This window comes from Priestia sp. JV24 (assembly GCF_025910025.1).
In the GTDB taxonomy this organism is placed as follows: domain Bacteria; phylum Bacillota; class Bacilli; order Bacillales; family Bacillaceae_H; genus Priestia; species Priestia megaterium.
On the sequence record NZ_JAPCIN010000043.1, the window covers coordinates 14,400 to 39,404 of the forward strand.

At 32.2% G+C, this 25,005-nt stretch carries 22 protein-coding genes and 1 pseudogene; 13 read left to right on the plus strand and 10 right to left on the minus strand.

The annotated features are described in order from the left end of the window. Positions 1 to 877 precede the first annotated feature (877 nt). Positions 878 to 1,042 (plus strand): hypothetical protein, encoded by a 165-nt coding sequence (locus tag OK414_RS28355; protein ID WP_205663148.1) that lies wholly within the window; start codon positions 878 to 880, stop codon positions 1,040 to 1,042. Here OK414_RS28355 and istB read toward each other — a convergent pair. Together istB and istA are read right to left on the minus strand one after the other, a co-directional pair. Next, positions 1,039 to 1,803 carry an IS21-like element helper ATPase IstB gene (istB, locus tag OK414_RS28360; RefSeq protein WP_047932902.1) on the minus strand — a complete coding sequence of 255 codons (765 nt, stop codon included), beginning with the start codon at positions 1,801 to 1,803 and terminating at the stop codon, positions 1,039 to 1,041. The two genes, OK414_RS28355 and istB, sit on opposite strands and share 4 nt — an antisense overlap. Beyond that, positions 1,800 to 3,062: an IS21 family transposase gene (gene istA / locus OK414_RS28365; RefSeq protein ID WP_080967575.1), complete on the minus strand. Its 1,263-nt coding sequence runs from the start codon at positions 3,060 to 3,062 to the stop codon at positions 1,800 to 1,802. The genes istB and istA overlap by 4 nt, the downstream gene beginning before the upstream one ends. Positions 3,063 to 3,796: 734 nt before the next feature. On the opposite strand from istA, the gene OK414_RS28370 reads away from it, so the two are divergent. Then, positions 3,797 to 3,976, plus strand: coding sequence for a hypothetical protein (locus tag OK414_RS28370; RefSeq protein ID WP_205663149.1), 180 nt, complete (start codon positions 3,797 to 3,799; stop codon positions 3,974 to 3,976). A 211-nt stretch (positions 3,977 to 4,187) separates the two neighbouring features. Then, complete coding sequence (locus tag OK414_RS28375; RefSeq protein ID WP_205663150.1) at positions 4,188 to 5,099, plus strand: COX15/CtaA family protein; 912 nt, start codon at positions 4,188 to 4,190, stop codon at positions 5,097 to 5,099. Between the two features lie 296 nt (positions 5,100 to 5,395). On the opposite strand, the gene OK414_RS28380 is transcribed toward OK414_RS28375, so the two are convergent. Beyond that, positions 5,396 to 6,451, minus strand: coding sequence for a M42 family metallopeptidase (locus tag OK414_RS28380; RefSeq protein WP_205663151.1), 1,056 nt, complete (start codon positions 6,449 to 6,451; stop codon positions 5,396 to 5,398). 826 nt (positions 6,452 to 7,277) lie between these two features. Here OK414_RS28380 and OK414_RS28385 point away from each other — a divergent pair. Next, complete coding sequence (locus OK414_RS28385; protein ID WP_205663152.1) at positions 7,278 to 7,526, plus strand: hypothetical protein; 249 nt, start codon at positions 7,278 to 7,280, stop codon at positions 7,524 to 7,526. Positions 7,527 to 7,834: 308 nt separating this feature from the next. Here the strand turns inward: OK414_RS28385 and resA are convergent, their stop codons facing one another. After that, positions 7,835 to 8,359 (minus strand): thiol-disulfide oxidoreductase ResA, encoded by a 525-nt coding sequence (gene resA / locus OK414_RS28390; protein WP_205663153.1) that lies wholly within the window; start codon positions 8,357 to 8,359, stop codon positions 7,835 to 7,837. Positions 8,360 to 8,936: 577 nt separating this feature from the next. Here resA and prsW point away from each other — a divergent pair. Then, positions 8,937 to 9,578, plus strand: a complete 642-nt coding sequence (gene prsW, locus OK414_RS28395) for a glutamic-type intramembrane protease PrsW (RefSeq protein WP_205663154.1) — start codon at positions 8,937 to 8,939, stop codon at positions 9,576 to 9,578. A gap of 111 nt (positions 9,579 to 9,689) precedes the next feature. Beyond that, positions 9,690 to 9,875: a hypothetical protein gene (locus OK414_RS28400; RefSeq protein ID WP_205663155.1), complete on the plus strand. Its 186-nt coding sequence runs from the start codon at positions 9,690 to 9,692 to the stop codon at positions 9,873 to 9,875. Positions 9,876 to 9,996: 121 nt separating this feature from the next. Here the strand turns inward: OK414_RS28400 and OK414_RS28405 are convergent. The 3 genes and pseudogenes from OK414_RS28405 to OK414_RS28415 form a co-directional block, all read right to left on the minus strand. Continuing rightward, a pseudogene (locus OK414_RS28405) lies at positions 9,997 to 10,311 on the minus strand (ArsR/SmtB family transcription factor); the annotation flags it as partial. 603 nt (positions 10,312 to 10,914) lie between these two features. Next, a complete protein-coding gene (locus OK414_RS28410) occupies positions 10,915 to 11,121 on the minus strand; it encodes a hypothetical protein (protein ID WP_205663156.1) in 207 nt (68 codons plus the stop codon). Positions 11,122 to 11,305: 184 nt separating this feature from the next. Further along, the gene (locus OK414_RS28415; protein WP_264363561.1) at positions 11,306 to 11,539 is read right to left on the minus strand and encodes a hypothetical protein; all 234 of its coding nucleotides are present in this window, start codon (positions 11,537 to 11,539) and stop codon (positions 11,306 to 11,308) included. Between the two features lie 477 nt (positions 11,540 to 12,016). Here OK414_RS28415 and OK414_RS28420 point away from each other — a divergent pair, with 477 nt between their 5' ends. After that, complete coding sequence (locus OK414_RS28420) at positions 12,017 to 14,089, plus strand: LTA synthase family protein (RefSeq protein WP_205663160.1); 2,073 nt, start codon at positions 12,017 to 12,019, stop codon at positions 14,087 to 14,089. 185 nt (positions 14,090 to 14,274) lie between these two features. Here OK414_RS28420 and OK414_RS28425 read toward each other — a convergent pair whose 3' ends face one another. Continuing rightward, positions 14,275 to 14,595 carry a peptidoglycan-binding domain-containing protein gene (locus OK414_RS28425; RefSeq protein ID WP_205663310.1) on the minus strand — a complete coding sequence of 107 codons (321 nt, stop codon included), beginning with the start codon at positions 14,593 to 14,595 and terminating at the stop codon, positions 14,275 to 14,277. Positions 14,596 to 15,893: 1,298 nt separating this feature from the next. Further along, positions 15,894 to 16,868, minus strand: a complete 975-nt coding sequence (locus OK414_RS28430; protein ID WP_205663162.1) for an FTR1 family iron permease — start codon at positions 16,866 to 16,868, stop codon at positions 15,894 to 15,896. 1,472 nt (positions 16,869 to 18,340) lie between these two features. Here OK414_RS28430 and OK414_RS28440 point away from each other — a divergent pair. Next, positions 18,341 to 19,624, plus strand: a complete 1,284-nt coding sequence (locus OK414_RS28440; RefSeq protein ID WP_205663164.1) for an Nramp family divalent metal transporter — start codon at positions 18,341 to 18,343, stop codon at positions 19,622 to 19,624. A gap of 220 nt (positions 19,625 to 19,844) precedes the next feature. Here OK414_RS28440 and OK414_RS28445 read toward each other — a convergent pair whose 3' ends face one another. Further along, a complete protein-coding gene (locus tag OK414_RS28445) occupies positions 19,845 to 21,434 on the minus strand; it encodes a multicopper oxidase family protein (protein WP_205663165.1) in 1,590 nt (529 codons plus the stop codon). A gap of 195 nt (positions 21,435 to 21,629) precedes the next feature. Here OK414_RS28445 and OK414_RS28450 point away from each other — a divergent pair, with 195 nt between their 5' ends. The 5 genes from OK414_RS28450 to copZ all read left to right on the plus strand — a co-directional run bounded on the left by OK414_RS28450 (position 21,630) and on the right by copZ (position 24,946). Next, positions 21,630 to 23,006, plus strand: coding sequence for a sensor histidine kinase (locus tag OK414_RS28450; protein ID WP_205663167.1), 1,377 nt, complete (start codon positions 21,630 to 21,632; stop codon positions 23,004 to 23,006). Between the two features lies 1 nt (position 23,007). After that, entirely contained in the window at positions 23,008 to 23,688 is a 681-nt protein-coding gene (locus OK414_RS28455) for a response regulator transcription factor (protein WP_205663168.1), read from the plus strand. Further along, entirely contained in the window at positions 23,670 to 24,236 is a 567-nt protein-coding gene (locus tag OK414_RS28460; protein ID WP_205663169.1) for a TVP38/TMEM64 family protein, read from the plus strand. The genes OK414_RS28455 and OK414_RS28460 overlap by 19 nt, the downstream gene beginning before the upstream one ends. Before the next feature lie 153 nt (positions 24,237 to 24,389). Next, on the plus strand, positions 24,390 to 24,722 hold the full coding sequence (locus OK414_RS28465; RefSeq protein WP_234943559.1) for a metal-sensitive transcriptional regulator: 333 nt from the start codon (positions 24,390 to 24,392) through the stop codon (positions 24,720 to 24,722). Positions 24,723 to 24,739: 17 nt separating this feature from the next. Beyond that, a complete protein-coding gene (gene copZ, locus OK414_RS28470; protein ID WP_264363562.1) occupies positions 24,740 to 24,946 on the plus strand; it encodes a copper chaperone CopZ in 207 nt (68 codons plus the stop codon). Positions 24,947 to 25,005: the final 59 nt, after the last annotated feature.

Consider the following 25,005-nt stretch of genomic DNA (forward strand, 5'->3'; position numbering starts at 1 on the left):
TCAGAATTATTAGTGCCAATGGTTTTTCTTCTTTTAATGCTTATTATAGTGCGACAAGAAGTCGCTTTTATATGGTGTGGCTCACGCCACTAGTTTAGACGCAAAAACTATCCCCGTCCAAAACTGCGTTTCTGGTAACGGATTCGTGGGTTGCATGCGGAAATGCGGAAACAGATAGTCAATGCACGACTCGGAACACTGCTAAGGGAAGATGAGTATGGTGAACATTAGTGAAGGTTTGTATGCTTCGTAAGAGTTAGCCCAGGATCATGCACAGATTTGCTTGGGAATTGGCAAGAGGAAAAGTAGATTTATAATGCTGGTGTAGCGCTTCCCGTATCTTGCCCAGAGTAAAGAACCTACCTAACCTTGTTGTATCTATAAGATGCAGAACTTGGTAAGCCCTCTGTCATCTGGATAAACTGTAGGGAGATTGTAAGATTAAAATGTATGACAGAGGGTAAAGGATACGAGATAAAGCAAATGCCGTTGTTTCAAAAGGGAATCGCACGGTTCTTAGGGGAGACAGGGGCAATGATGCCCCTAACTTACCCGACTTAACCATATAGATAAACGACAACAAGAAAATAAAACACAAACCTCTAAAAATAGAGATTTGTGTTTTATTTAGATGATTTCTTCAAATAACTGATGATTAGATTATATAATAACTTACTAAAAAAATAAAGCTTAGTATTTGATTATGTGAAATACTTATTCAAATTCGAAAGAGAACCATTATCTAAAAAAAAGAGGTCTGCATCAGTTTTTTTGTTTAGTTCTTGTAAAGTTCATACTTTTTTATAAAAATTCCCATACATTCCAAGCTTCAATTGCATAATTTAAAATAATTGAAGAAAAAAGGAGTAGGGTCATTATGAATTTAAAGATAAATAATGAAGATGATTTTAAAAATATTCTACAATTCACCGGAAAATGTTTAGAAAAGATTGGAGATATGTTTATAAACAAAGCTTTTGTCAACAACGTTTTAAATTTACCCAATATCAGCGAAAACAAATTCCCCGTTATAAACGGTTAAGTAGTCAACTTGGCAGGATAAATTCCTGCCTTTTTCTTTTCGCGTAGACGATATGAATCTCCCTTTATATTAAATGTAATCGCATGATGAAGAAGCCGATCTAATACAGCTGTTGCCAACACTTCATCTCCAAAGACGTTTCCCCAATCAAGATAGGATTTATTTGATGTTAAAACCATTGCTCCTTTCTCATACCGTTTAGATACAACTTGAAAGAAAACATTTGCTGTGAGTTCGTCAAATGGAAAATATCCTACTTCATCTATAATTAAAATATCTGGCCGGCTCCATCGATTGACAAGCCGATGGAGGGTACCTTTCTCATTTGCCTTTCGGCATTGTTCTACTAAGTCATCTGAGGTTAAGAAGAGAGCTGTATATCCTTTGGTAATGGCCTCTACCGCGAAAGAAATAGCTAAATGCGTTTTCCCTACACCAGGTGGACCAAGTAAAATTCGATTTTCTCCATTCGAGATAAATCGGCACGTAAGTGTCTCTTTTACTTGTTTCTCACTAAGACTTGGTTGAAATGTAAAATCAAAGTCGTGAATCGTTTTGTTATAAGGGAGTTTTGCCTGTTTCATTCGTTTTTCCAATTGTCCCGACTCTTGCTTCTCTATTTCCTGTAAAACGATGGTGTGAAGAAATTCAGAATATGATACATTATCTTTAGATACGTCTTCTAATACACTATCTAGTTGGTTAGCTGTATGGTGCCAACCAAGCTTCCTTAGCCGGTCAATTAAGAGCTCATTCATCATACATGTTCACCTTCTTCTAATGCTGCGTAAGCAGCGAGAGGACGTTTCTCTACTTTAGGGGATGGGTCTTGTGATTGAGAAACATCGGTCGCCAAACCTTCAATGTGTTTCTCTTTCTGACCCATCTCTGTCTTCTGTAAACCTTGATAATGTTCCATCCGGATATGTGTCGTTGCGTTTCCAGTAAGAATAGGATGTTTTGCTATACATTCATGTTCATCGTATATTTCTATATGATGATTTAATGTTTCCTTTACTTTAACGGTCTGTCCAACATAACGATAAGGAACGGAGTATTGTTTTCCCCCGTATGATATAAAACAATCTCGACTAACCTCTCTATGCTCCCAATGGGAAGTAGGAAATAAAGGTTTTTCCCCCCAGGCCTTCAGGAACTTCTGTTCCTGCTCAAACCTCTTAAAGGGTGCTTCATTTGTTGTCTGATTTTCCTTTTTATTAGCCACCTGATTTAACCATTCTTTTATATCCTCGTTTAACGCATTCAGTGTTGGTTCATGTTTTCTTTGAAAAAAGTTATCTTTTAAATACTTTACCGTTCTTTCTACTTTCCCTTTTGTTTGAGGCCTCCTTGGACGGCAGGCCTTTGGCACAATTCCATAGTAAGCCAAGAAATCTTCGAATTTCCGATTAAAACGAACTTCCACTGGGCTGTGCTTGATCACCACTGTTTTCATGTTATCGTAAAGGATTTGGTCTGGTATCCCATTAAAATAAGAGAAAGCATTCATATGGCATTTCATTAAAGTTTCTAGGTTCATATTCGTTGTGAATTCTACATATTTCATCCGGGAATAACCCAAAATCATGATAAATCCATATACATCTTGCAGCACATCATTTACTAAGTACTTCCCGACATACGCCCAGTCCATTTGAGCTTGCTTTCCAGGTGGCGTTTCAAACCGTAAGGTTGCCTGTTTCTTTGGTTGTTGGCGAAGAGGACGAACAAAATCTCTTAAGATTGTGAGCTGACCTTCATAACCCATTGCTTGTATTTCTTCTAATAAGACTACGCAATTAGTGGTACCCTCTTTAAGCCGTCCAAGTATGTACGGTTTGTAAGGGGTTAATTTGCTTTCTTTTTTCTGTTTACTTCCTTTACGCTTAGGTAACTGGTTATCTTTTAGGTATTTACTGACTGTTTTGCGATCGAAACCCGTTGCTTCTGCAATAGCTGTTTTCGTCCAACCTTTTTGAAACAATTCTCTAATCATAAAAAACTCCCCAATCTTCAGCACCGTTTCTCCACTCCATCCATGATGTTGTCTTGAAACGATTATCTGTTATTATTGGGGAATTTGGAATCGCTGTTATTGAGTATTTTACAGTCGCTGATTACAGCTTTAATGTTACAGAAAGAATTAAATGAAATACAAGATGAAAATCAAAAACTACAATTAGAGAAGAAAATTAAACAGTTGGAAAAACAAATAGAACTGGTACAAAAGAACATAAAAAATGTGCCTTTTTAATATTAAATTTAATTTTTAATTTTAAGAGTGTATTAATTCTCTTTTTATAAAAGGGGGTCGATGTATAAAGAAAAATCCGTTTACTTAATTCCCTTAATATATAGAAGTAACTCGTCAAAAAATAAGCCTGTACCTTAAATAAGAGGATATAAACTTACTTTTAATAAAAGTGAAGCATATTGTAAAACATTAAATGTTTTACAATTTTAAACACACACAAATTTCAAATCAATACAGTTGAGTTTTCTTGAATAAATTCCCTTTTTATGAAATTCAAGGCCACATAAAAACATATATACATTCCTCTGAGCAACACTAATCATCATTATAAAAAGCAAAGAAGCTTAAGCCCAATAAATATAAAGTGTGAAATTATGTTTTTCTGAAAGAATCGAAAGAATAAATTAGTAAATCTTTTGGTTGAAATGGGTGGTCATATGCTAATCATTAAATACCTTGAATATGGGCATACTACACTTATTCCCATTAGGAGGTGCGTCATGAAGAAACAGTTCAAAGATTCTCAACCTGCATTAGGAGATGACAGATTCAATACAGCTGGATATAATTCGACTGAAGCAAATGTGAATGACCCTTACAAGGAAAATGTCTTTCAAGCCAAGGATGAAATTCCTACACCTGTAAGTAACAAGCATTCTTCTGAAACTTCAAAACCATAAGCCCTTTACAGAAAATATAGTTACTTCAATAAATCCTATTATTAAAAATAGGATTTATTGAAGTAACAGATATATATTTCTAAAAAATTGGGAACAGGATTATTAATTACTCTTATTACTCTTTATAGTGGTATTTCTTATAAATGAAAGATGCTCATGTATTCATAATATAGAGCGAGGCACCTAACATATTCAAAGAGGCGATATTTTTATGTTAACAAAGAAATTTTCTTTTTTATTTTCCTTAGGAACTACGATTTTAACTTTCTTAACGTTACTTTTAGAGAACATTAAATTATCTACAAATTCAACGATAGCTTGTAAGAACACTTGGTTAAAGTGTAATGGTTATTGGTTTCCTGATTCCTTTAATTATCATACAATGGTTGAATATTCTTACCGACTATTTACTATTTTGTTAGGGGCTACAATCCTAGTCAATTTCATTGTTACTTTTAGAAATAATTACAGAAAAAAAACGATTCTTATAATATTAGGATTATTGAGCTTGTTTCTGTTTTTGTTTCAATTAGTAATAGGAATATTAAATGTTCAATTAGAAAATCGTCTTACGCTTACAACGCTTGAGATGGCGTTTAGTTTATCTTTGCTAGTCTGTTTAATTTTTTTAACGATAAAACTATACAGTAATACAGTGAAAAAAAGTCATGATGATAATCCCATCTCGGGTCAAATAAACCTTCCTGCAATTGAATTATTTATATGTTTATACCTTAACATTATCTTAGGCGTGTTTTTTAAACAGGTACATCTCAATAAAGAAAATTTTAGAGGATATGAATTAGAGCTTATATTTGAAAAACCTCTGGTTCCAGACTTATTACACTTTATTCATAGTATAATTGCAATTGTAATTTTACTAGGAGGCATCTATCTTTTTGCTTTCCTTAGGCACACTAATCTTCGAATTATGTCAATGTTATTATTAGTTTTTATTGTGTTTGGTTCATTGTTAAGTTTTATTTCGTACATAAACGAATTAAATTCATTTTTTGAATCTGTCCATACAATAGTTTCAACTATTTCATTAAGTTTATTAAGTATTATAGTCGCCTATTTGATATTTATTAATAACCCCAAAATAAATATTGACGATTATTAAATTATATTTTCTTTTAGATATATTATAAAAAATTGATAATATATCGATAAAATGCTAAAAGAGTTTATTGATGTTTTGTTACAATTTTAGTTATTTGTAAAAGTGAATTTCACCTTATTATTTACATAGATGAGGTGAAATTCACTATAATTTTAGGATAATTCTAACAAAAATTATTTAATACTTTTGCAAACTCATTTACTCAATTATTAATGCAATACTTGATTCTCTATAGAGTAAAAAAAGAATACAATGTTCTTTTTAGAACACTGTATTCTTTTTCTTTATTCTATAGTTTAATTAAAGAGCTGGTTAAATCTATTAGCATCGAGTTCTTTAATTAGTTCTGTTAACAATTTTGCACTGTTTTCTAAATCTTTTTTGCTTACCATTGATACATGACTGTGAATATAACGAGCTGCAACTCCTATCACTATAGTAGGTACGCCTTTTTTAAATAAATGAAATCTCCCTGCATCTGTTCCGCCACCAAGCATTATATCTACCTGATATGGTATACTATTTTTTTCTGCAATTTCTATAACTAAATCTCTCAAAGATGTATGTGGAATCAGTGAGGAATCAAGAAATGTAATTAATGGGCCACTTCCTAACTTTGCTTTATTTGAATTATCACTTGGTCCATCCTGTGCTATTCCCACATCTACTGCAATAGAAAGATCTGGCTCCATTATATAAGGTGCAGTAGTAGCTCCTCTTAGACCAACTTCTTCTTGAACTGTAGCACCACAATAAACGGTATTTGAATGATTTACTTCACTGATCTGTTTAAGCACCTCAAGAGCTAAATAGCAACCAGCCCGATTATCAAGTGCTTTAGCAAGAATAGTGTCATTGTCAGGAAGTAATTCAAATGGACAAATAGGAATAATAGGATCACCCACTTTAATGCCCCATTGTTTTACCTGATCTTTGTCATTTGCTCCAATATCAATAAACATTTCTCTCATAGGATAGACTTTTTTAAGTTCCTCAGCCTGTAAAATATGTGGAGGTTTAGATCCAATTACTCCAGTAAATGTTTTATCTTTTGTTATTACCTTTACTCTCTGTGCTAGCAAGACTTGATCCCACCAACCGCCAAGAGGAACAAACCGAAGATAACCGTCTTTTGTAATTTCACTTACCATAAAGGCTACTTCGTCCATATGACCTGCAAGCAGAATTTTAGGACCGTTTTCAGATCCACATTTCTCTCCAAATATACTTCCAAGACGATCATATACAGTTTTTGTACCTGTTTTTTCGATTTCGCGTTTCATTATCTCTCTAATCGGTTTTTCAAAACCAGGTGCACCATTTGCTTCGGTTAATTCTTTCAATAAATCCATTTAGCTCACCATCCTCTACTACTTAGAATGGTGAATTAGAGAGATATTATTCTACTTTTAAAAAATTATAATTTACTGTTAATGCTAAAATTCTTTGACGGATACGAAACTATATATACTAAATGTGATTACTTCTCTATATCTCCATGAGCATGATATTATTGATGGGAAACAATGATTACTTTAAGCAGGTGTATAAATGTTCTCATACATATATGATTGTTAATTTTTTAATGTTTTTATAATTTGGATATTTAATAAAACACTAAAAGATAATATGAATTAGAAAAACCATTAATAATCCTGATTTCAATCCTATACTTATTTATCTTGCTACTTATTAACCTATATTCAGTGATTTTAGACGAAGATTTAACCAAGCATAGAATAGATCCAATTTACAATTTCATTATTAATACATAGGAAAGGGATTTTCTATATACGGACATTCATAAATTTATTAAGGAAATCATTTTATCATTTCCTATAAGGGCGTTATTTTAGATAATTTTTTCAAAATTGAATAATTCCCAAAAAATATTTTAACTGGATTTATTTTTAAATTGAAATATCTTTGTCTACAATTGCTTTTGTTATTAATCCCAATTGGAAAATGTTGTATTTAAGCTATTTGTTTTTAAACACTGTAGGAAGTGGGAGAGGTTATTTATTACAAAATCAACTTTAAAAAATTTATTTGGTTTTTATACATAACCTAAAATATAGATATAGACTCAAGTTTTTTCTATAGAAGGAATGCAACTAGAGTAAGTAATTAATATTTATGGTATATTATTTCAATTAATTATAGGAGGTACTAAATGGTATGACTTTGATTAATTTATTATTTAGTATTATAGGTTTACAAGTACTTGGCCTAGGACTTGATATTGTGGGTATTTGTTTTATTACATGGGACATTGCTTTTCCTTTTACAGATACTGAGAAGTTAAAGAATTTAAAAGGAAATGCAATTAATCCGTTAAAAACTAAAAAGAAAACGATAATAGGCTTAGGGCTCATGATTTGGGGATTCATATTTCAAATGTTAGCATTATTTGTTGATAGATTTTAAAGTAATCTATTTTCATTAAAACTAATTTAAATTTTAATAATATGTATTACTTTTCCAGCTATAATTTATAAAAAAATATAATTATATACCCTATCCATAACATCAATAAGAAAATAAATTGTTTTTCTATATAAAGAATTACAGTCCATAATAGCAATAATAGAGAAATTACTAGTGAATTCATCTTCATTTTCATAACTCCCTTCTAATGAACCTCTTTTCTATAAAATCAAAAACAAAAGAAGTATATGTTATACTTCTTTTGTGGATAACATTTCCTATTTATTCATTTTAATTATATATTGCCCTTATGGAACAATAAGTTCTAAACTCTGTTTAATATCTTTCTTAGTCATACCGCCTATGAAAATCTTTTTTACTTTACCGTTTTTATCTATTAGGTATGTAGCAGGGAGAGGATCTACTCCATAGGCATCTACCACTTCACTCTGTTTATCAATTATAACAGGAAATTTTAAATTATATCTTTCGATGAAAGTTTTGACTGCTATATTTGTCTCACCAACATCTACAGCAAGAATCTCTACTCCCTTTTTCTTATACTCTGGATACAACGTATTCATAAAGGGCATTTCTTTTTCACAAGGTTTGCACCAGGTTCCCCAGAAGTTTACAAAAACCCCCTTACCTCTATAATCTGAAAGTTGATGCCTTTTCCCCTGTAAATCTATCAAAGCAAAATCAGGTGCAACTGAACCTACTTTTACTTTTTCTTTATTAATAAAAAAGTTTAGATAAAACGTATATCCTAGAGCTCCAAATAATACAAGTAAAATAGCAATTCTTATAACTAAACGCCTCTTCTTATCCATATCTTACCCTCTCCTCTTGAATAATTCTTTCGAACTTCTTTTATCAAGATTAAACCACTATGATAGAATCAAAGTTTACTGAAGGACATCACTATACTTCCTTTTAAAAATTCACAATCATTTACAAGGAAGGTTTATCAAAATGAAAAATGTTACTAACAAAAGATGAGTTACCTACCGTTATTTTATCATCAATTACATTCCTAAAAATCCCCTTTTTAAATTACGAAAGAAATTAATAACACTATCTCTCTTGAAAATGAACATTTTGTTGCAGTCAATAAATAAAGGGAACTAACCGTTAATATTTTTAAAAAATAAGATAGAATAGTTTAATAAAATAAATTGTATTAATTGTATATTAATCTGCCGACCATGAGGTAGTTTTCACTCTGCTACCTTATAATTCCCTATGTTATCTGCAATCATCTATAGTCAATTACCACTAATAGATTTTGTATTTTTAGGAAGACATTACAAATTCATTCAGTAAGTTCAAAATATGTTCAAAATTAATTAATTGTTTTCAAACGATAACATGTTACGATCAGATAAATACAAGAAACGAGGCTCAGATATGTTGGAAATTATCTCCGCCGGTATTGCTCCCGGTCTCGCACTTATGAGCTACTTTTATTTAAAAGATGAGTACGATACAGAACCAATTTTATTGGTATTAAAAATTTTTATTTTTGGTGCCTTGTTAGTACTTCCAATTATGTTTATTCAGCATACTTTGACAGAAGAGAATATATGGACATCTCCATTTAAACAAACCTTTTTGTTAGCTGGTTTATTAGAAGAGTTTTTCAAATGGTTCATTTTATTTTTCACAGTTTATAAACATGTAGAATTTGATGAACATTATGATGGAATTGTATACGGAGTAGCAATTTCACTAGGCTTTGCAACCCTAGAGAATATTTTTTATTTGTTAGCAAACGGGCTTCACACAGCCATCGGCAGAGCTATACTTCCCGTATCAAGCAATGCATTATTTGGAGTTATTATGGGCTATTATTTGGGGAAAGGAAAGTTTTCAAGGAGAAAAGAAAGAAGAAAGTGGATTTTATATTCATTGTTAATTCCTTTTTTTTTACATGGGACGTATGATTATATTTTAAAAAATATTAGCAACTGGATGATTTTAATGGTTCCATTTATGATGTATTTGTGGTGGTTTGGCTTACGAAAAGTTAAAATGGTGAAACACCAGTAATTAAATATTAATGATAGTTATACTGATAACAAGAAGAAATTTAGTTAAGAGATTTCGACAGAAACATATATATATTGAAATGATATAGGTAATGAAAGGAGACGGATGTAAATGGGTAACAAAAAAGGGAAAAGAGAGTTAGGAATAAAAACGAATTTGAATGAGGATAACTCGTTTAAAAATCATAAATCGGTGGATTTATCCAAGTCAGGATTTTTGAAGGCTTCATTACCAATTATAGCACTTGGGGCAGTTGTCCTGTTTGCTACCTTAAAAAATCATGGCTTCTTGTCTTAAAATCTTAATAGGTAAGATCCTATTCGTAAATATTGGAAAATCCTCTCTATTAATAGTTTCTGAAGTAGAGAAATATAACTAACAATTTAAAGAAGCAATTGTTACTTTCTCCTTATTGTTATTAATGTTTGAGATAGAGGAAATCTAAGTGAATATATTTTTGTTTATGGTTCGCATGTTCTATAGCCTGGTTAAGCAAATAAATAACATGCATATCATCATATGAATAATGGGAATTAACCCCTCGTCTTCTAAAATTGATAAGTTGTAAGGATTTTAAAAATCGTAACTGGTGAGATACAGTAAATTGCATCAGAGGAAGCTCATGTGAAATTTCGTTAACTCTAGATAATAAGTGTAAAATCCAAATCTGTGTCGGATCAGATAATGCTTTAAAAGTCTGAGAAACACTGTAAAGAGTTTTTTCATCTAGATCAAATTATAGAAATGATTCAACTTTATTTTCTTGTGTATCACTTATATATCTACTCCTTTATTTAAAAAAATCTGACTATTGTTTAAAAGTTTAAAGAAATTAGTCTTGTTATAAACTGTTTATTTAGGACATAAAGCGTTTTCTATCTTTAGTTTAAATTACTCTCTTTGGAAACCAGTAGATTCTCTATCGCATAAATTCTTTTTTTAAAACTTACAACACTAAGGGAAAGCAACAATTCTTATATATCATTATTATATAAAATTGAGTGAAATAAAAAAACCAAGGGTTTCTTAGAATAGCCCTTGGCTGTTTGCTAATCCCTATATTTTCTTATTATAAAAATTAATAGTATTTTGTGTAAAAAACACTATTATGAATCTGTCTATACTCAAATGAGTATTTATGAGTAGATTTTTTATCATAGTTGGCTTTTTTGATGTCTAATATCAGTTTTAGTTATCATGGTAAGCTTATAATAAAAAATATAACTTTAAATATTTATTTAGTTGCTATTTCTGCTATAGACTCAGTAAAAACCTTCGATAAGCTCCTCAACATTTTCTCCATTAACAGATATCTTGTTATAGCCAAAGAATCAAGTTATTCAATTTCATTATTTACTTTTAAGCGCTCTCCAAGTCCTTTCATGACGATCTCAATAAATTCCTTTTCAGTTATATGGCAGAAAGAGTCAGCTGGCTCTAAGACGGCATCTGGACAAACTTTAATTTCCACCATGCCATTAGCTCCTCGTCTAATCTCTAACCATTTTTGATTGGCTAACTGAAAGGATAAATTTGCGCCCATTTGTCTCCCTCCTCTCATGTACGGTTAGTTATTAAAACATGGATAAACTGGTTTTTAACACAATTAAATAGAAAAAGAGAATGGTAAATACCTTCTCTTTTGGATACAAAATCATTTATTGTATGATACTCCTCTTCATTCCGCATTCTCCATATCTTAATATTTTTGTATAAAAATTATGGTTTTATACATTTGATAAAGCAGTTACGATAGGTAGCGCAATGCCTAGACCTAAAAGTATAGAAACAATATTAACCCACCATTTATTTTTTGATAAAATAAGCCATATTCCAGCCGGTATAACAAACACATATTTTGAAATAGTTTGGTTTACATTCATAATTTCAGGCAAAAAAACAATTGACAAGTAATAACCAACAGCTAATATTAAAGAATTTCTAAGTATAGTTAAAAACACGCTAACACTCCATTTACTAAACATTATTAAATACTTATACATAAAATGAAAGCAATCACCCTTTAAGGGGAAAGTTTTTTATTTTTTATGATAAACATAGTATACATTATACATCTTTAAATAAGCATAATTCATCCCATTTAACTTCTATACATAAGGCAATAAATTGACGATAATTTGAAGATCATCTATTTTTTATTTAAATATGGTATATTTAAAGATGAGTTTAGTTGTAAAATTCCATAAGATTCCTAAAAATAAAAAGCTACTTAACCCTAGACTAAATTACTTTTATAGTAATAAAAAAAGGGGAGTTTTCCCTTATAGGAAAGTCACCCTTGAAGATTCTGGTGCAAAAATTTCAAGGTAATTGCAATTAATCTTCGAATCTTGGACATGCTGATACTATTATTTTAAAAAAGGGGCATGATCAGTATGGAAAACCAAAGTTTGTTCAAAATGTAGAGAGGTGAAAGTATGAGATTCTTCTTAAGGAAAAGCCACCAAATTTTAAACACGCATTTAGGGCTTTTCCTATTTATTGCGGTTCTTTTTTGGTTAAAGACCTATACGGCTTATCGATTGGAGTTTGACCTTGGTGTTAATAATTCAATACAAGAATTTCTTTTATTTATTAACCCGATTAGCTCAGCTTTATTCTTTTTAGCTTTTGCTTTCTTTTTTAAAGGGAAAGCACAGTACCGAGCCTTAATTATCATTAACTTTGTTTTGACATTTCTTTTATTTGCAAATGTTGTGTTCTACCGTTTCTTCAATGACTTCATCACACTGCCGGTACTCACACAAACTCAGAACTTTGGACAACTCGGTGGCAGTGCAAAAGCTTTAATGCAACCAACCGATATTTTGTACTTTACAGATACAATCATTTTAATCGCACTTGTATTATTTAAAATTGTGACACCGCATTCTGAGAAACTTAGTTGGCGTGGTATGGTGGCTGTTTTCACAGCAGCGATTATATTTTTTGCAGGAAACTTAGCTCTTGCTGAATCAGATCGTCCACAGCTTTTAACACGCGCTTTTGATCGTAACTATCTTGTTAAATATTTAGGTGCCTACAATTACACAATTTATGACGCCATTCAGAGTACAAAGTCTTCAGCACAAAGAGCATTAGCTGATAGCAACGATATTACGGAAATAGAAAATTTCACAAAGGCATCTTATGCAGAGCCAAATGATAAATATTTTGGTGTTGCAAAAGGGAAAAATGTTATTTATGTTTCCGTTGAATCGTTTCAAAACTTTTTAATTGATTATAAACTGAACGGCCAGGAAGTGACGCCGTTTTTAAATAGCTTAGCCAAAGATGATAACACTTTATACTTTAATAATATTTTTCATCAGACAGGACAAGGAAAAACGTCTGATTCAGAATTTTTAGTAGAAAATGGATTGTATCCATTACCACAAGGATCTGTATTCTCTACAAAAGCTGAGAACACATACCAAGCTGCTCCACAAATTTTGAAAGAAAATGGTTATAAGGATTCAGCTGTTTTCCACGGTAACAATAAAACATTCTGGAATCGTGAAGAAAATTATAAAGCATTTGGGTATGATCATTTCTTTGATGAAAGTTACTATAATATGGTAGATGAGAACGTGATTAACTACGGTTTAGAAGATAAACCATTCTTTAAAGAATCGATACCATATTTGAAAAGCTTAAAGCAGCCGTTCTATTCAAAATTCATTACGTTGTCAAATCATTTCCCTTATCCGCTTAATGAGGAGGAACAGACCATTGCACCAGCTGAAACAGGTGACACAACTGTTGACCAATATTTCCAAACAGCGCGTTATACAGATGAAGCACTTGAACAATTCTTCAATGATTTAAAGAAAGAAGGACTTTATGACAATTCCATTATCGTGATATATGGTGACCATTATGGTAATTCTGAAAACCGCAAAAAAGCAATGAGTAAAATTATGGGTAAAGAAATTACAGATTTTGAGCAAGCACAATTACAACGTGTTCCATTATTTATCCATGCACCAGGTCTGGAAGGTGGCGTTAAGGAGACGTATGGGGGACAAGTTGACATTCGTTCAACGCTTATGCATTTACTTGGTATCGATACAAAAAAACAAGTCCAATTGGGTACAGATCTTTTATCAAAAGAGCATAAAGAACTTGTGCCATTCCGCGATGGAAGCTTTGTAACACCTGAATTTACTCAAGTGGATGGAAAAGTCTATAGCAATGAAGCAGGGGAAAGAATTGAAAGTACAGAGGCTGTTAAGAAAGCAGAGGAAGTAGCTCAGAAAAAGCTTTCTTTATCTGATAAGCTTGTTTACGGTGACTTGCTTCGTTTTTACGACTTAGAAGGGTTTGAGCAACCGAAGCGTTCAGAATTCAACTATGTAGATGATGAAAAGTTAGCGAGGGAACCTGGCTTTTTAGAAGAAGAAATAAGAATTCTAGAACAAGAAAAGCAAGAAAAAGCGCAAGAGTATGAGCAAAAAGGCTATAATTTAGAACAAAGTGAAGAACAGGTATCAACTCAACCACAGCCATAAAAAGATGTGAGGGCACCCCCCTCACATCTTTTTCTATCCTCCATTCAATTAGAGAGAAATAATTAACTAATAAATAAAAAACCCCCAGGTTACACAAAGAATTTGAGAGTTTTTTTGCTACTGAACAACATTATGTTAAATGATCTTTAATCTAACTGTTAATTAACGGTATTGACATCTTTATTCTATAAACCGAGCGCTTTTTTCGTTGCAGGACCAACTATACCATCTATTACTAAACCGAGCGCTTTTTGAAATTGGCGAACTGCCTTTTCTGTGTTTGAATCAAAAACGCCGTCTATTCCTTTTGTATTGTAACCAAGAGCTGTTAATTTACGTTGAAGTTCTTGAACAGCACTACCGTGACTACCTTTCTTTAGAACAGTTCCAGTAGAAGGAGCCGGTGCTGATCCATTTCCATTACTTCCTGAGACTTTAAAACCATTGGCTGCCGCAATTGAGTTAAAGGATTTCTGATGGTTTAAAGGGTTATCAGTAAGATAAATGCTGCGATTCGCGTTGTAGCGAAATGAACTCTGTTCAAGCTAGATAATGAGTCATTCGCTGCAAAATCCCTTACTATAATGTATATCAAGTTATAGAACTGGAAAGATTAATAACTGACTCGACCTTTGTTAAATAAGCATGTATCTTACTATTTAAGATACATGCTTATTTTATGACGAGTTTCTTCTATCTTATTATGTACGGCTTAATTTTTAGTAGATAAGATAAATATGAATAATTTAACCTTTTTAACCAACTGGTTCAAATTAATTCGGAAAATTATTTTTATTAAAAAGTGATTAAGGTAAAGAATAAAAGATAAATTTCTATTTGTGTAACTTAAGATACACCTTTTATACTAGTAAACGTCAGAGTGAAAACAGTGAATGTTGCATAAATAGAAAATACCTGTCTGTGCAAAGGAGGTATAACATTAATTTTATATATTAAGTAATGACAAAATTAATGTTATACATATAAGTAATACCCAACATATTTTATTAAAAGTTATTTTATCTATTACCTATATTGTAGAAAAATTGTCTATTTGTCGTCATTAAGAGTAAATATTGAAACTATTATTTTTATAAGTGACTTTATTCATTTACTCCTATATATAAAATACATTTATTTTTTATTTTTAATAAAAATTACATTATTAAAAATACATCAACATTAAATATTTGTGAATTTTATATTTGGTTGTTACGAATACACTAATGTCTTAAAAGGTAAATATAAGATAGATTGATATATTAAAAGAAGTGAAATAACCAATTTGTCATCACTAAGTTTAAATAGTTAAACTAATTATTTTTATGAACTACTTTACGATTTACTTAACAAAACAGACATTCTAGGAATAATTCTCTCCAAATTCTGCATGCGTTTGAATTACAAAATAGCAATGATAAAATATGAGTGTATAAGAGTATCTAGGAGTGATTAAAGTTTGCCTAAATTCATATGTGAAGTATGTCATCTAGAGTTCAAAAGCTATAACAAAAATGCAAAATATTGCTCTCAATTATGTAAGGGAAAAGCTTATATTAAACATCCCGTTAAAAATTGTGTGATTTGTGGAAAAGAGTATAAACCCGTAAGAGCAACAAGTAAATTTTGTTCTCTCAAATGTTGTGCTGTAGAAAAGAAAAATAACAGCAAATCTAATACGACTTTAATTAAGTAAAATCGTAATAAAAAGCCTGTATGTTTTATTATTCGAGAGCAATCTTATATTTGTCTATAAAGAAAGAGCAAACCTTAAGGTTTGCTCTTTTTCTATATTTATTAACTATTAGGCTGTTTGAGCCATTTTCTTCTTCATTGCCTTTCTCTTCGTTACATAACGAGCAGCAAAATAAGAGCCTACTACATAAATAACAGCTAAAGCTTGGAAAGATAATGTCTCTACAGTAGGGAATATGCAGAACCAAACGCCTGCCCAATCAGGAAAATGAACATTAATTGTAGTTGTGCTCATCCATCCTGCAAATTGCATCTCTTGTACTGTTTCTCCTACCATTACAGCTAGAACTACTACTAAAAGAGCACCTGTAAATACCAACATTTTTTTATGAGGTAAGCGACGTTGAGCTAAGAACGTAAGAACACCCACTACTAAAGTTAACGCTAACCCAATCAATGTTCCTTGTAGAACGATATCAGAACCTACTTTTAATCGTAAATTTTGAAGGAAAAGAACAACTTCAAAACCTTCTCGATATACGGATGTAAGACCAAGTAGGAAAAGAGACCAGAATGCACTTTTTTCAACAGCTTCACTTTCTGTTTTCTTTCCTGTTAACTGTTGTTTTTTACGATTATGAAGTTGAATCCAACCAGTCCAATAGATCTTATGAAAGAACCAGTTCATGATAATTAGTAAAACAACTACAGCTAGAATTCCTGTGAAAGCTTGAATATCAAGCTCAGATGCACTAACAGAAGAAATAATGCCTACAACAATAAACCATGTAGCAAGTGTAGCTATAAAGGAAACTCCTGCTCCTGCAGAAATTGGTTTCCAATAATTATCTTGTTTTTTACGTACTAAACCAGAGATGATCGCTGATAATACCAAAATAGCCTCTAGCCCCTCACGAAAAACAAGGATAGCTGTATTTAATATAGCAGCACCTGGTGTTAAATCTTTTGCAGTAGGATCAGGATTTCCCTGATAGTTAACTCCCTGCCAAACTACAACACCAATTAATATTAGTAATGAAATAGCAATAAGAACGGTTTTAAGATTAAAAATTTTCTTTACCAATGTGTTTTCCTCCAAAGTATGTATGTTGAAAATGATAATCCTTATCAATAATATCTGAATAAAGTGTATCCCTGTAGCTATCTTATGTCAAGATAATTTACGATTTACCTGATTTTTCTTACTAATTCCATTTATAACAAACCAGTCAGTAATAATGGTAGCAAAAAAAAATAACACATTTTGATAAATGTCTTATTTTTATCTTGCTCATTCAAGTAAATATTTGAATAAAAAATAGAATGGAGTATATTATACTCAAGTAGATATTAGAATGATAAGGAGGGATTTTTGTACTAAACAAACACCATCTTTATCTAAACTACCTTATTCAACTAGAATTCTAGCAAACTCTCGACATAGACTTTTTCGATTGTCCCAATTCATTAAACAGTCTTCCTTTCTATAAATACTCAGGAAAAAATAAATTTTCTTACCATAATAAAATGTGCTTCATCTATTATTTAGAAAGGAACAAGCATACAAGAAAACAGCACATTTTACAAATAGAAAAAGAAGGTTTATTTGCTCGCGAGCAAATGGATACAATCTGTGGTTATAATGTTCAAGATAAAGTTTGAGTGACAGATTCAGACGGCAATCGGTGGGTATTCTTATAGTGATGCGCACAAAATTGGGTCTGATATAGGAGCCACTGAAAAAGCTCATAACACTAAATCTTGTTTTTAAAAACGCTCTACCAACTCATTATATACTATCCGATATAGCAAATAGATATTTTGAAGATTGTCTATTTTTTATTTGGATAATACTGAAATTAATTTTATGAAAAACAAAAAAAGAGCTGATAGTGACCCTCTATATTTAGCTAGTTTAGCTCAGTTCATACTGTAAACAGCTTAATTATAAAGGAGATAAAATAAACTCCTAGTTATTCAATTTTTCTAAAAAAAGAATCTAATTATAATATTTGACTTTTTTTGTTTACTTGCAAGCATGAATAACCCCTAATACTTTGGGAAATTAAAAAAGATGCATTGAGGCATGTATCAACTCTTATATTCTCTCATACTGTAATCGAAGAAAAAACACCTTTACTACGAGTAGGTCTTTTCTGTTTGCTGCTGTATATCATATTTATTCTTATTTTGCATAAGGAACCTTTACATAACCCATGCAAAAAAGAACTCTTCAGGATCAAGGATTATAATGAGGTTATTTTTTCTCGATTATACAGATGAACGCATTGAATACACATTTAACCAAAATATGCAATAATAACTTCCTGGTGCGATTTAGTGATTATTTTTGATTGAGTACATCACATTTCAATGGCACATTCTTCAAAATGTTTGAATAAAATAAGTATTGCATAGAATGTGGTTTAGAGAATATAATTTGCGTGTGGGCAAAATTATTTGAACTGTGCATTTTTTTGCATTTAAATTTGGTTTAAGGAAACATATGTGTACATGGTAAAAATAAAGGATTTTAATATTTAGGAGGATATATTTATGAGTAAGGATGGCGTTGTAAAAGAACAGTCCTCAACCATTCAATCTGCACAGGCTGCTCTAAGAGGTAAAACTTATGGAATTAAAAGATTATTACCTTTTCTAGGTCCTGCATTTATTGCAGCCATTGCTTACATTGATCCAGGAAACTTTGCAACAAATATCGCTGGAGGTTCAAAATATGGATACCTACTCCTATGGGTAGTACTTTTTTCTAATTTAATGGCTATTTTAATTCAATCCATGTCAGCAAAATTAGGAATTGCAACGGGTAAAAACCTGCCTGAAGTTGCTCGTGAGCAATTTCCTAAACCAGTTTCAACTGGTCTATGGATTCAAGCTGAGCTGGTCGTCATGGCTACAGATCTCGCAGAGTTTATTGGTGCGTCTTTAGGGTTATACTTACTCTTCGATATTCCTTTACTTCCTGCTGCATTAATTGCTGCGGTAGGCTCTTTTGCGATCCTTGAACTCCAACGCCGAGGGTTCCGTTCTCTTGAAGCAGGGATTGCGGGTCTACTTTTCATTGTTGTGCTAGCATTCATTACCCAAGTCTTTTTTGCCAAACCAGAAATTAGTCCGATATTAAACGGTTTTTTTGTGCCTCAATTTAAGGGGGTAGATAGTATTTTACTTGCAGCAGGTATTCTTGGTGCAACAGTAATGCCACATGCAATTTACCTTCATTCTGCACTAACGCAACGTAGAATAGTGGGAAAGACGGAGGAAGATCGACGGAAAATCTTTCGCTTTGAATTTATCGATATCTTAATTGCCATGTTCATTGCAGGAGCCATTAATGCTAGTATGTTGATTGTATCTGCTGCATTGTTCTTTAAAAATGGCTTAAATGTTCAAGACTTAGATGTTGCTTTCGAGCAGTTCGATCATTTAGTTGGTCCTGCTTCAGCCATTCTCTTCGGGATTAGTCTCCTTGCTTCTGGTTTATCCAGTTCATCGGTAGGTACAATGTCTGGTGATATTATTATGCAAGGATTTATTAATAGACGAATCCCTCTATATCTTAGAAGATTTATTACGATGATGCCACCACTTGCTATCATTGCTCTAGGCGTCAATCCAACCCATGCACTAGTCATGAGTCAGGTTGTACTGTCATTTGGGATTGCATTCGCATTAATTCCTTTGATTATGTTTACCAGCAATCGTCGTTTGATGGGCAGTTTGGTTAACCGTCGTATTACAACCATTTTTGCATGGGGTGTAGCAGCGTTAATTATTGTATTGAATGTGTTCCTTCTGTTTCAAACGTTCTTCGGTTGATACAATTGAAGAAAATTACAATAAATATAATGAAAAAACGATTCCCTAAATATATTAATGAAAGAATAGTTCACATAGCAGAAACTTACTAACCCAAACAAAAAACAAGTCCTTGGAGACAAGGACTTGTTTACTTTACAATCTTTATAAGAATAAATAGCTTAGGATCAAGGATAAAGAATGCAAGCCCTAGGTAATAATTGATACCTAGGGCTTTATTCTATTCAGGTTTATTGTTTGCATTCGGAGCTGGTGTGAAAGAAGGTTTAAAATTCTTGTATTTTACTTCTGTAACCATTCCAGCAGAAGCATGATGTAAATCATGACAGTGAAACATCCAGTTTCCAGGATTGTCAGCCTTGAATGCTACAACGTATTCTTCACCTGGTTTAACATTTAGTGTATCTTTCATTAGTGGTGAACCTTCTATTGTCTTTCCGTTTTTACTCAACACTTGAAAGAAATGTCCATGTAAATGCATTGGATGATCAGCTGATTTAGATGTGTTTTTCAACGTTACTTTAACTAAATCACCTTCTTTTACATTTAAAGGTTCAGTATTAGGATAGGTTCTATTGTTAATCGTATAAACCATGCTATTATCTTTCATGGCTGTACCAAGATTCATTTTATATTCAACATCATATTTACTATCAAGAGAAAATTCACTTTTTGTAGTTTTACCATATTTAGTGATATCTACATTTGGTAAAGATTCTTCTGGATTTAGTTTATCATTATCTTTCTTTGAGTTATCATAAACGATTTTAGCAACCATATTTTTAGCAGCATCGGTATCATCATGAGATTCAATATATGATGTACCAGGGTTATTAGCTTTGAATACTAAATCGTATCGTTCACCTGGAGAAACTGTCACCGTTTGATCTTTTATAGTAGCAGGATTATTGATTGGTTGCCCATCTGTTGAGAGAATTTTAAATTCATATCCATGTAGGTGTATCTTATGAGAGATATATCCTGCATTGACTAAGCGAATTTTTACTGTATCTCCTTCAGTAACTTTTAGGGTTTCCATATTATTTTCACTTTTTCCATTAATGGTATAAAGATCATACATACTCATATCATCTTGCATATCCATATTCATATTCATTCCATCCATGCTTTCGGTTGAGTTATCTGTATCATTCTTATTTTCTTCACTTGTCATGGATCCATGGTCCATACCTTCCATGCTACTCTCACCAGACGAAATCCATTCATCTAAAACAAGTGTATAATCTTTATCTACTTTTTCTTCATTTTTTCCTTCTATAATCAGCGTTCCATATAAACCTTTGTCTATTTGATTGACGCTATCCTGATGTGAATGATACCAATATGTTCCCGGAACAGAAGCTGTAAATTCATAAGTGAATGTTTTACCTGGCTGTACAGCATTCATAGTGACTCCAGGAATCCCATCTTGACTATTTGGAACAGGAAGTCCATGCCAGTGGATTGTTACAGGTTCAGATAATTCATTTTTTAAGTTGATTTTAACCTTATCTCCTTGTTTGACTCGAATTTGGGATCCAGGGACAGAACCATCATATGTCCAAACAGGTAATTTCGTTCCATTCCTAAAATCATGTGTAGCTTCTTTAGCAGTTAGAGTGAATTCCTTTCCTATCTTTACTTGTGTTGTTCGAGTAGAAGGGAATTTTTCTTTTTTACTTTGTTCTCCCTTGTTTGTATTATCCATGTCAGACATATCATGCCCTTTCATACTGTCTTCACTATTAGAGCAAGCAACTCCAGTCACAACTAACAATACTAAAATTAAAGTAAGACATAACTTTTTCACTACAGCACCCCCATATTAATTTAAATATGTCTACAATGTAATTTATAATTGTGCAGAATGTTTGCAGATACTGTAAATAATTAATGGCTTACGAAATTTGTCTAAAGATAATTTTGAATTATTACCCAATCTGCACACTTTCTTCACATATTTTTTCTAAAATTTGTTGAAGGCTAAGTTAAAGGACGTGAAAACATGAATAGACTCTCATTAAAACTTGGCTTATTGTTTTTAGCTTTCATTCTATTGATTGAGGTTGGCTTATTTTTTTATCTATATACTGGGCTAGCTGGCACGAGAATTTCAGAGGAATTAGAAAGTTTAAGACTACGAGGGAACAGTCATCGTGAGGTATTAGAGAAACACCATGATTCTGCTACCCTAAGCCATGTCGCTTTGATGGAATCAGAGGCAGAGACAGATGTAATTATTACAGATGAAGATGGAAAGATTGTACGGACTTCTAGTCCTTTAGTAAAAGGAGCTAGAGAAGCTGTAGAACAATGGCAAGGCTATTCTCTTAGGTATAAAGGGGAAATTATGCAAGGGGATTGGAAAAACAAACCCTATATTGCGACTGCCTCTCCCATTAGACTAAACCAAAAAAACGCCGGAACTGTGTACATGTTTGAAAATACTAAAGATATACAAGACATGATAGCTAGGCTTCAACACCATTTTTATATAGTTGGAGTTATTTCAGTGTTATTTTCAATTATCACTGTTTTTGCGCTTTCTAAATTTATAACACTCCCTCTTATAAGAATGAAACAAGCAACTCAAAAGCTTAGTCAAGGAGATTTTTCTGTAAAGCTGGGTGCACATTCAAGAGATGAATTGGGCCAGTTAGGAACATCTATTCAAACCCTTGCTAATGAACTACATCGTTTAAAGGAAGAACGTAACGAATTTTTAAGTAGCATATCACATGAACTACAAACCCCCCTTATGTACTTAAAAGGGTATGCCGATGTAGCTAAACGCCAATCAAACAGTGAAGTGGAAAGAAATAAATACCTTAATATCATTGAAGAAGAGGCACAAAGGTTATCTCAACTAGTTAAAGATCTATTTCAACTTGCTCAACTTGATCAACATACATTTTTAATTCAAAAACAGAATGTCAAATTATATTCCTATTTACATCATATAATTCAGCATTTTGATTTGGTCTTAAAAGAAAAGGATATTCAACTGCATTTAAATTGCCCACAAGAAATTGAGGTGAATATTGACCCTGAAAGATTCCAGCAAGTTGTTGTTAACTTGTTAGATAATGCATTGAAGTATTCTGACAATGGAACCGAAATTTTAATAATAGTGCGAGAACTACCTAAAAAAGTTACGATTACCTTTAAAGATCAAGGAATAGGAATTCCTTCGACCGATCTTCCTTATGTCTTTGATAAATTGTATAGAGTAGAAAAATCGCGCTCAAGGAAAAGTGGAGGTTATGGTTTAGGATTATCTATTGTAAAAGAAATTGTGGAATCTCATGGAGGCGCAGTCACAATAGAAAGTGGGGTAGGAAAAGGCACTATGGTTGAAATCTTGTTAAGAGAGGATGTTTAGAATGCCAACTATTTTGTTAGTTGATGATGAATCAAGGATGTTAGATCTACTTGAACTTTATCTTACTCCAAATGGTTTTATATGTATTAAATTTGATTCTGGTATTGAGGCATTAAACTATCTAGAAGAAGGAAATGAAGCTGATTTAATGCTCTTGGATATTATGATGCCCGATAAAGATGGATGGGAGATATGTCATGAAGTTAGAAGTAGTTCCAAAATTCCAGTAATAATGCTAACCGCACGTAATCAAACCATTGATATAATAAAGGGTTTGAATACAGGAGCTGATGATTATATCGTTAAACCCTTTAGTGAAGGAGAACTGATTGCTCGCCTTAGAGCAGTATTAAGGAGAGTTTCAACAGAAAATGAGGAGATTAACTATAAAGGATTATTATGGAGTCGAGAAAATCACCTGTTAAAATATGAAGATCAGGAAATACAAGTGACTCCAAAAGAATTTAAATTAGTAGGATTGCTCTTACAATACCCAAATAGAGTGTTTAGTCGTGAAGATTTATTAACCTCAGTATGGGGATACGATGCTGAAATTGAAGGAAGAACAATTGATTCACATGTGCGAAATGTAAGAGATAAACTACGTAAAGCAAACTTTCCTGTAGATGACCACCTTCAAACTGTGTGGGGGCTAGGCTATAAATGGGTAGACAGCAATTAAAGCAAGTTGTTGTTGAGTGGTTATCTACCAATGAACTTATAGCCATATTAATTAGTCTATCCCTTAACATTGTCATAAGTATTTTAGGCATTGTACCTAGTGTATTTCTTACAGCTGCAAACTTGAAAATATTTGGTTTTTGGGAAGGGACTATCATTTCATTTTTAGGAGAAGTTATAGGAACAAGTGTATCTTTTTGGTTATATAAAAAGGGATTTAAATCAGTTTTAAGAAACAAGACGCAGAATCAACCTAAACTAGATAAACTCTTATCAACTACAGGAAAAGATGCTTTTTCTCTAGTTATAGGCCTGCGCTTATTACCTTTTACACCTTCTGGATTGGTTACATTCCTTGCTGCTGTTGGAAATATGAGCTTTTCAATATTTTTCTTAGCCAGTACATTAGGAAAAATCCCTGCCATAGTCTTAGAATCCTATTCAACATATCAAGTGGTGAACTTAACGTTAGAAGGAAAAGTAATTTTAGCAGGGTTAGCGTTGATTTTAATTCTTTATGCCGTAAGGCGTAAAAAAACGAACAAATAAAATATTATTGCTCCCTAGTCTAACAGAATAACTCTCACAATCTTTTTTGCTTATTGCAAGGGTATTCATTAATTTTTTTTAAAAAAGGGCATTTAACCCTTCGCATAGGGTACAGGGGTACCGTATAATATAATTATGAAAGGAGGAAATTAAATGGATGAATTAGAAAAAATCACTGACAATGATAGTTGTTGTTCTATAAATAATGAACGTAGAAGTCATCACTCTCCAGAAGTGAAGAAAAACCTAACTAGTAGATTGAATCGCATAGAAGGACAAATTCGAGGGATTAAAGGATTAATTGAGAAAGATACTTATTGTGACGATATAATTACTCAAATTGCAGCCGTACAATCTGCTTTAAACGGTGTAAGTAAGATATTACTTGAAGGACACCTTAAACATTGTATAGTTGAGCGTGTTCAAGAAGGAGATAAAGAAGTAGTAGATGAATTATTGACAACAATTAAACGACTAATGAAATAAAAAAGGAGATGTTAAGAATGGAAAAAGTAACGTTAACAGTTAAAGGAATGTCTTGTGGTCATTGTGTGAAATCTATTGAAGGAAGTGTTGGTGAACTTAACGGTGTACAACATGTAGAGGTAAATCTAAATGAAGCAAAGGTGTCCGTTGAATTTGATCAAAACAAAGTATCGTTAGAATCAATTAAAGAAGCTATTGATGACCAAGGTTATGAAGTAGCCTAAATAAAATAGCGTGCGAATACTTCCGCACGCTTCCTTTAGGAATTGAATATACCTAATAG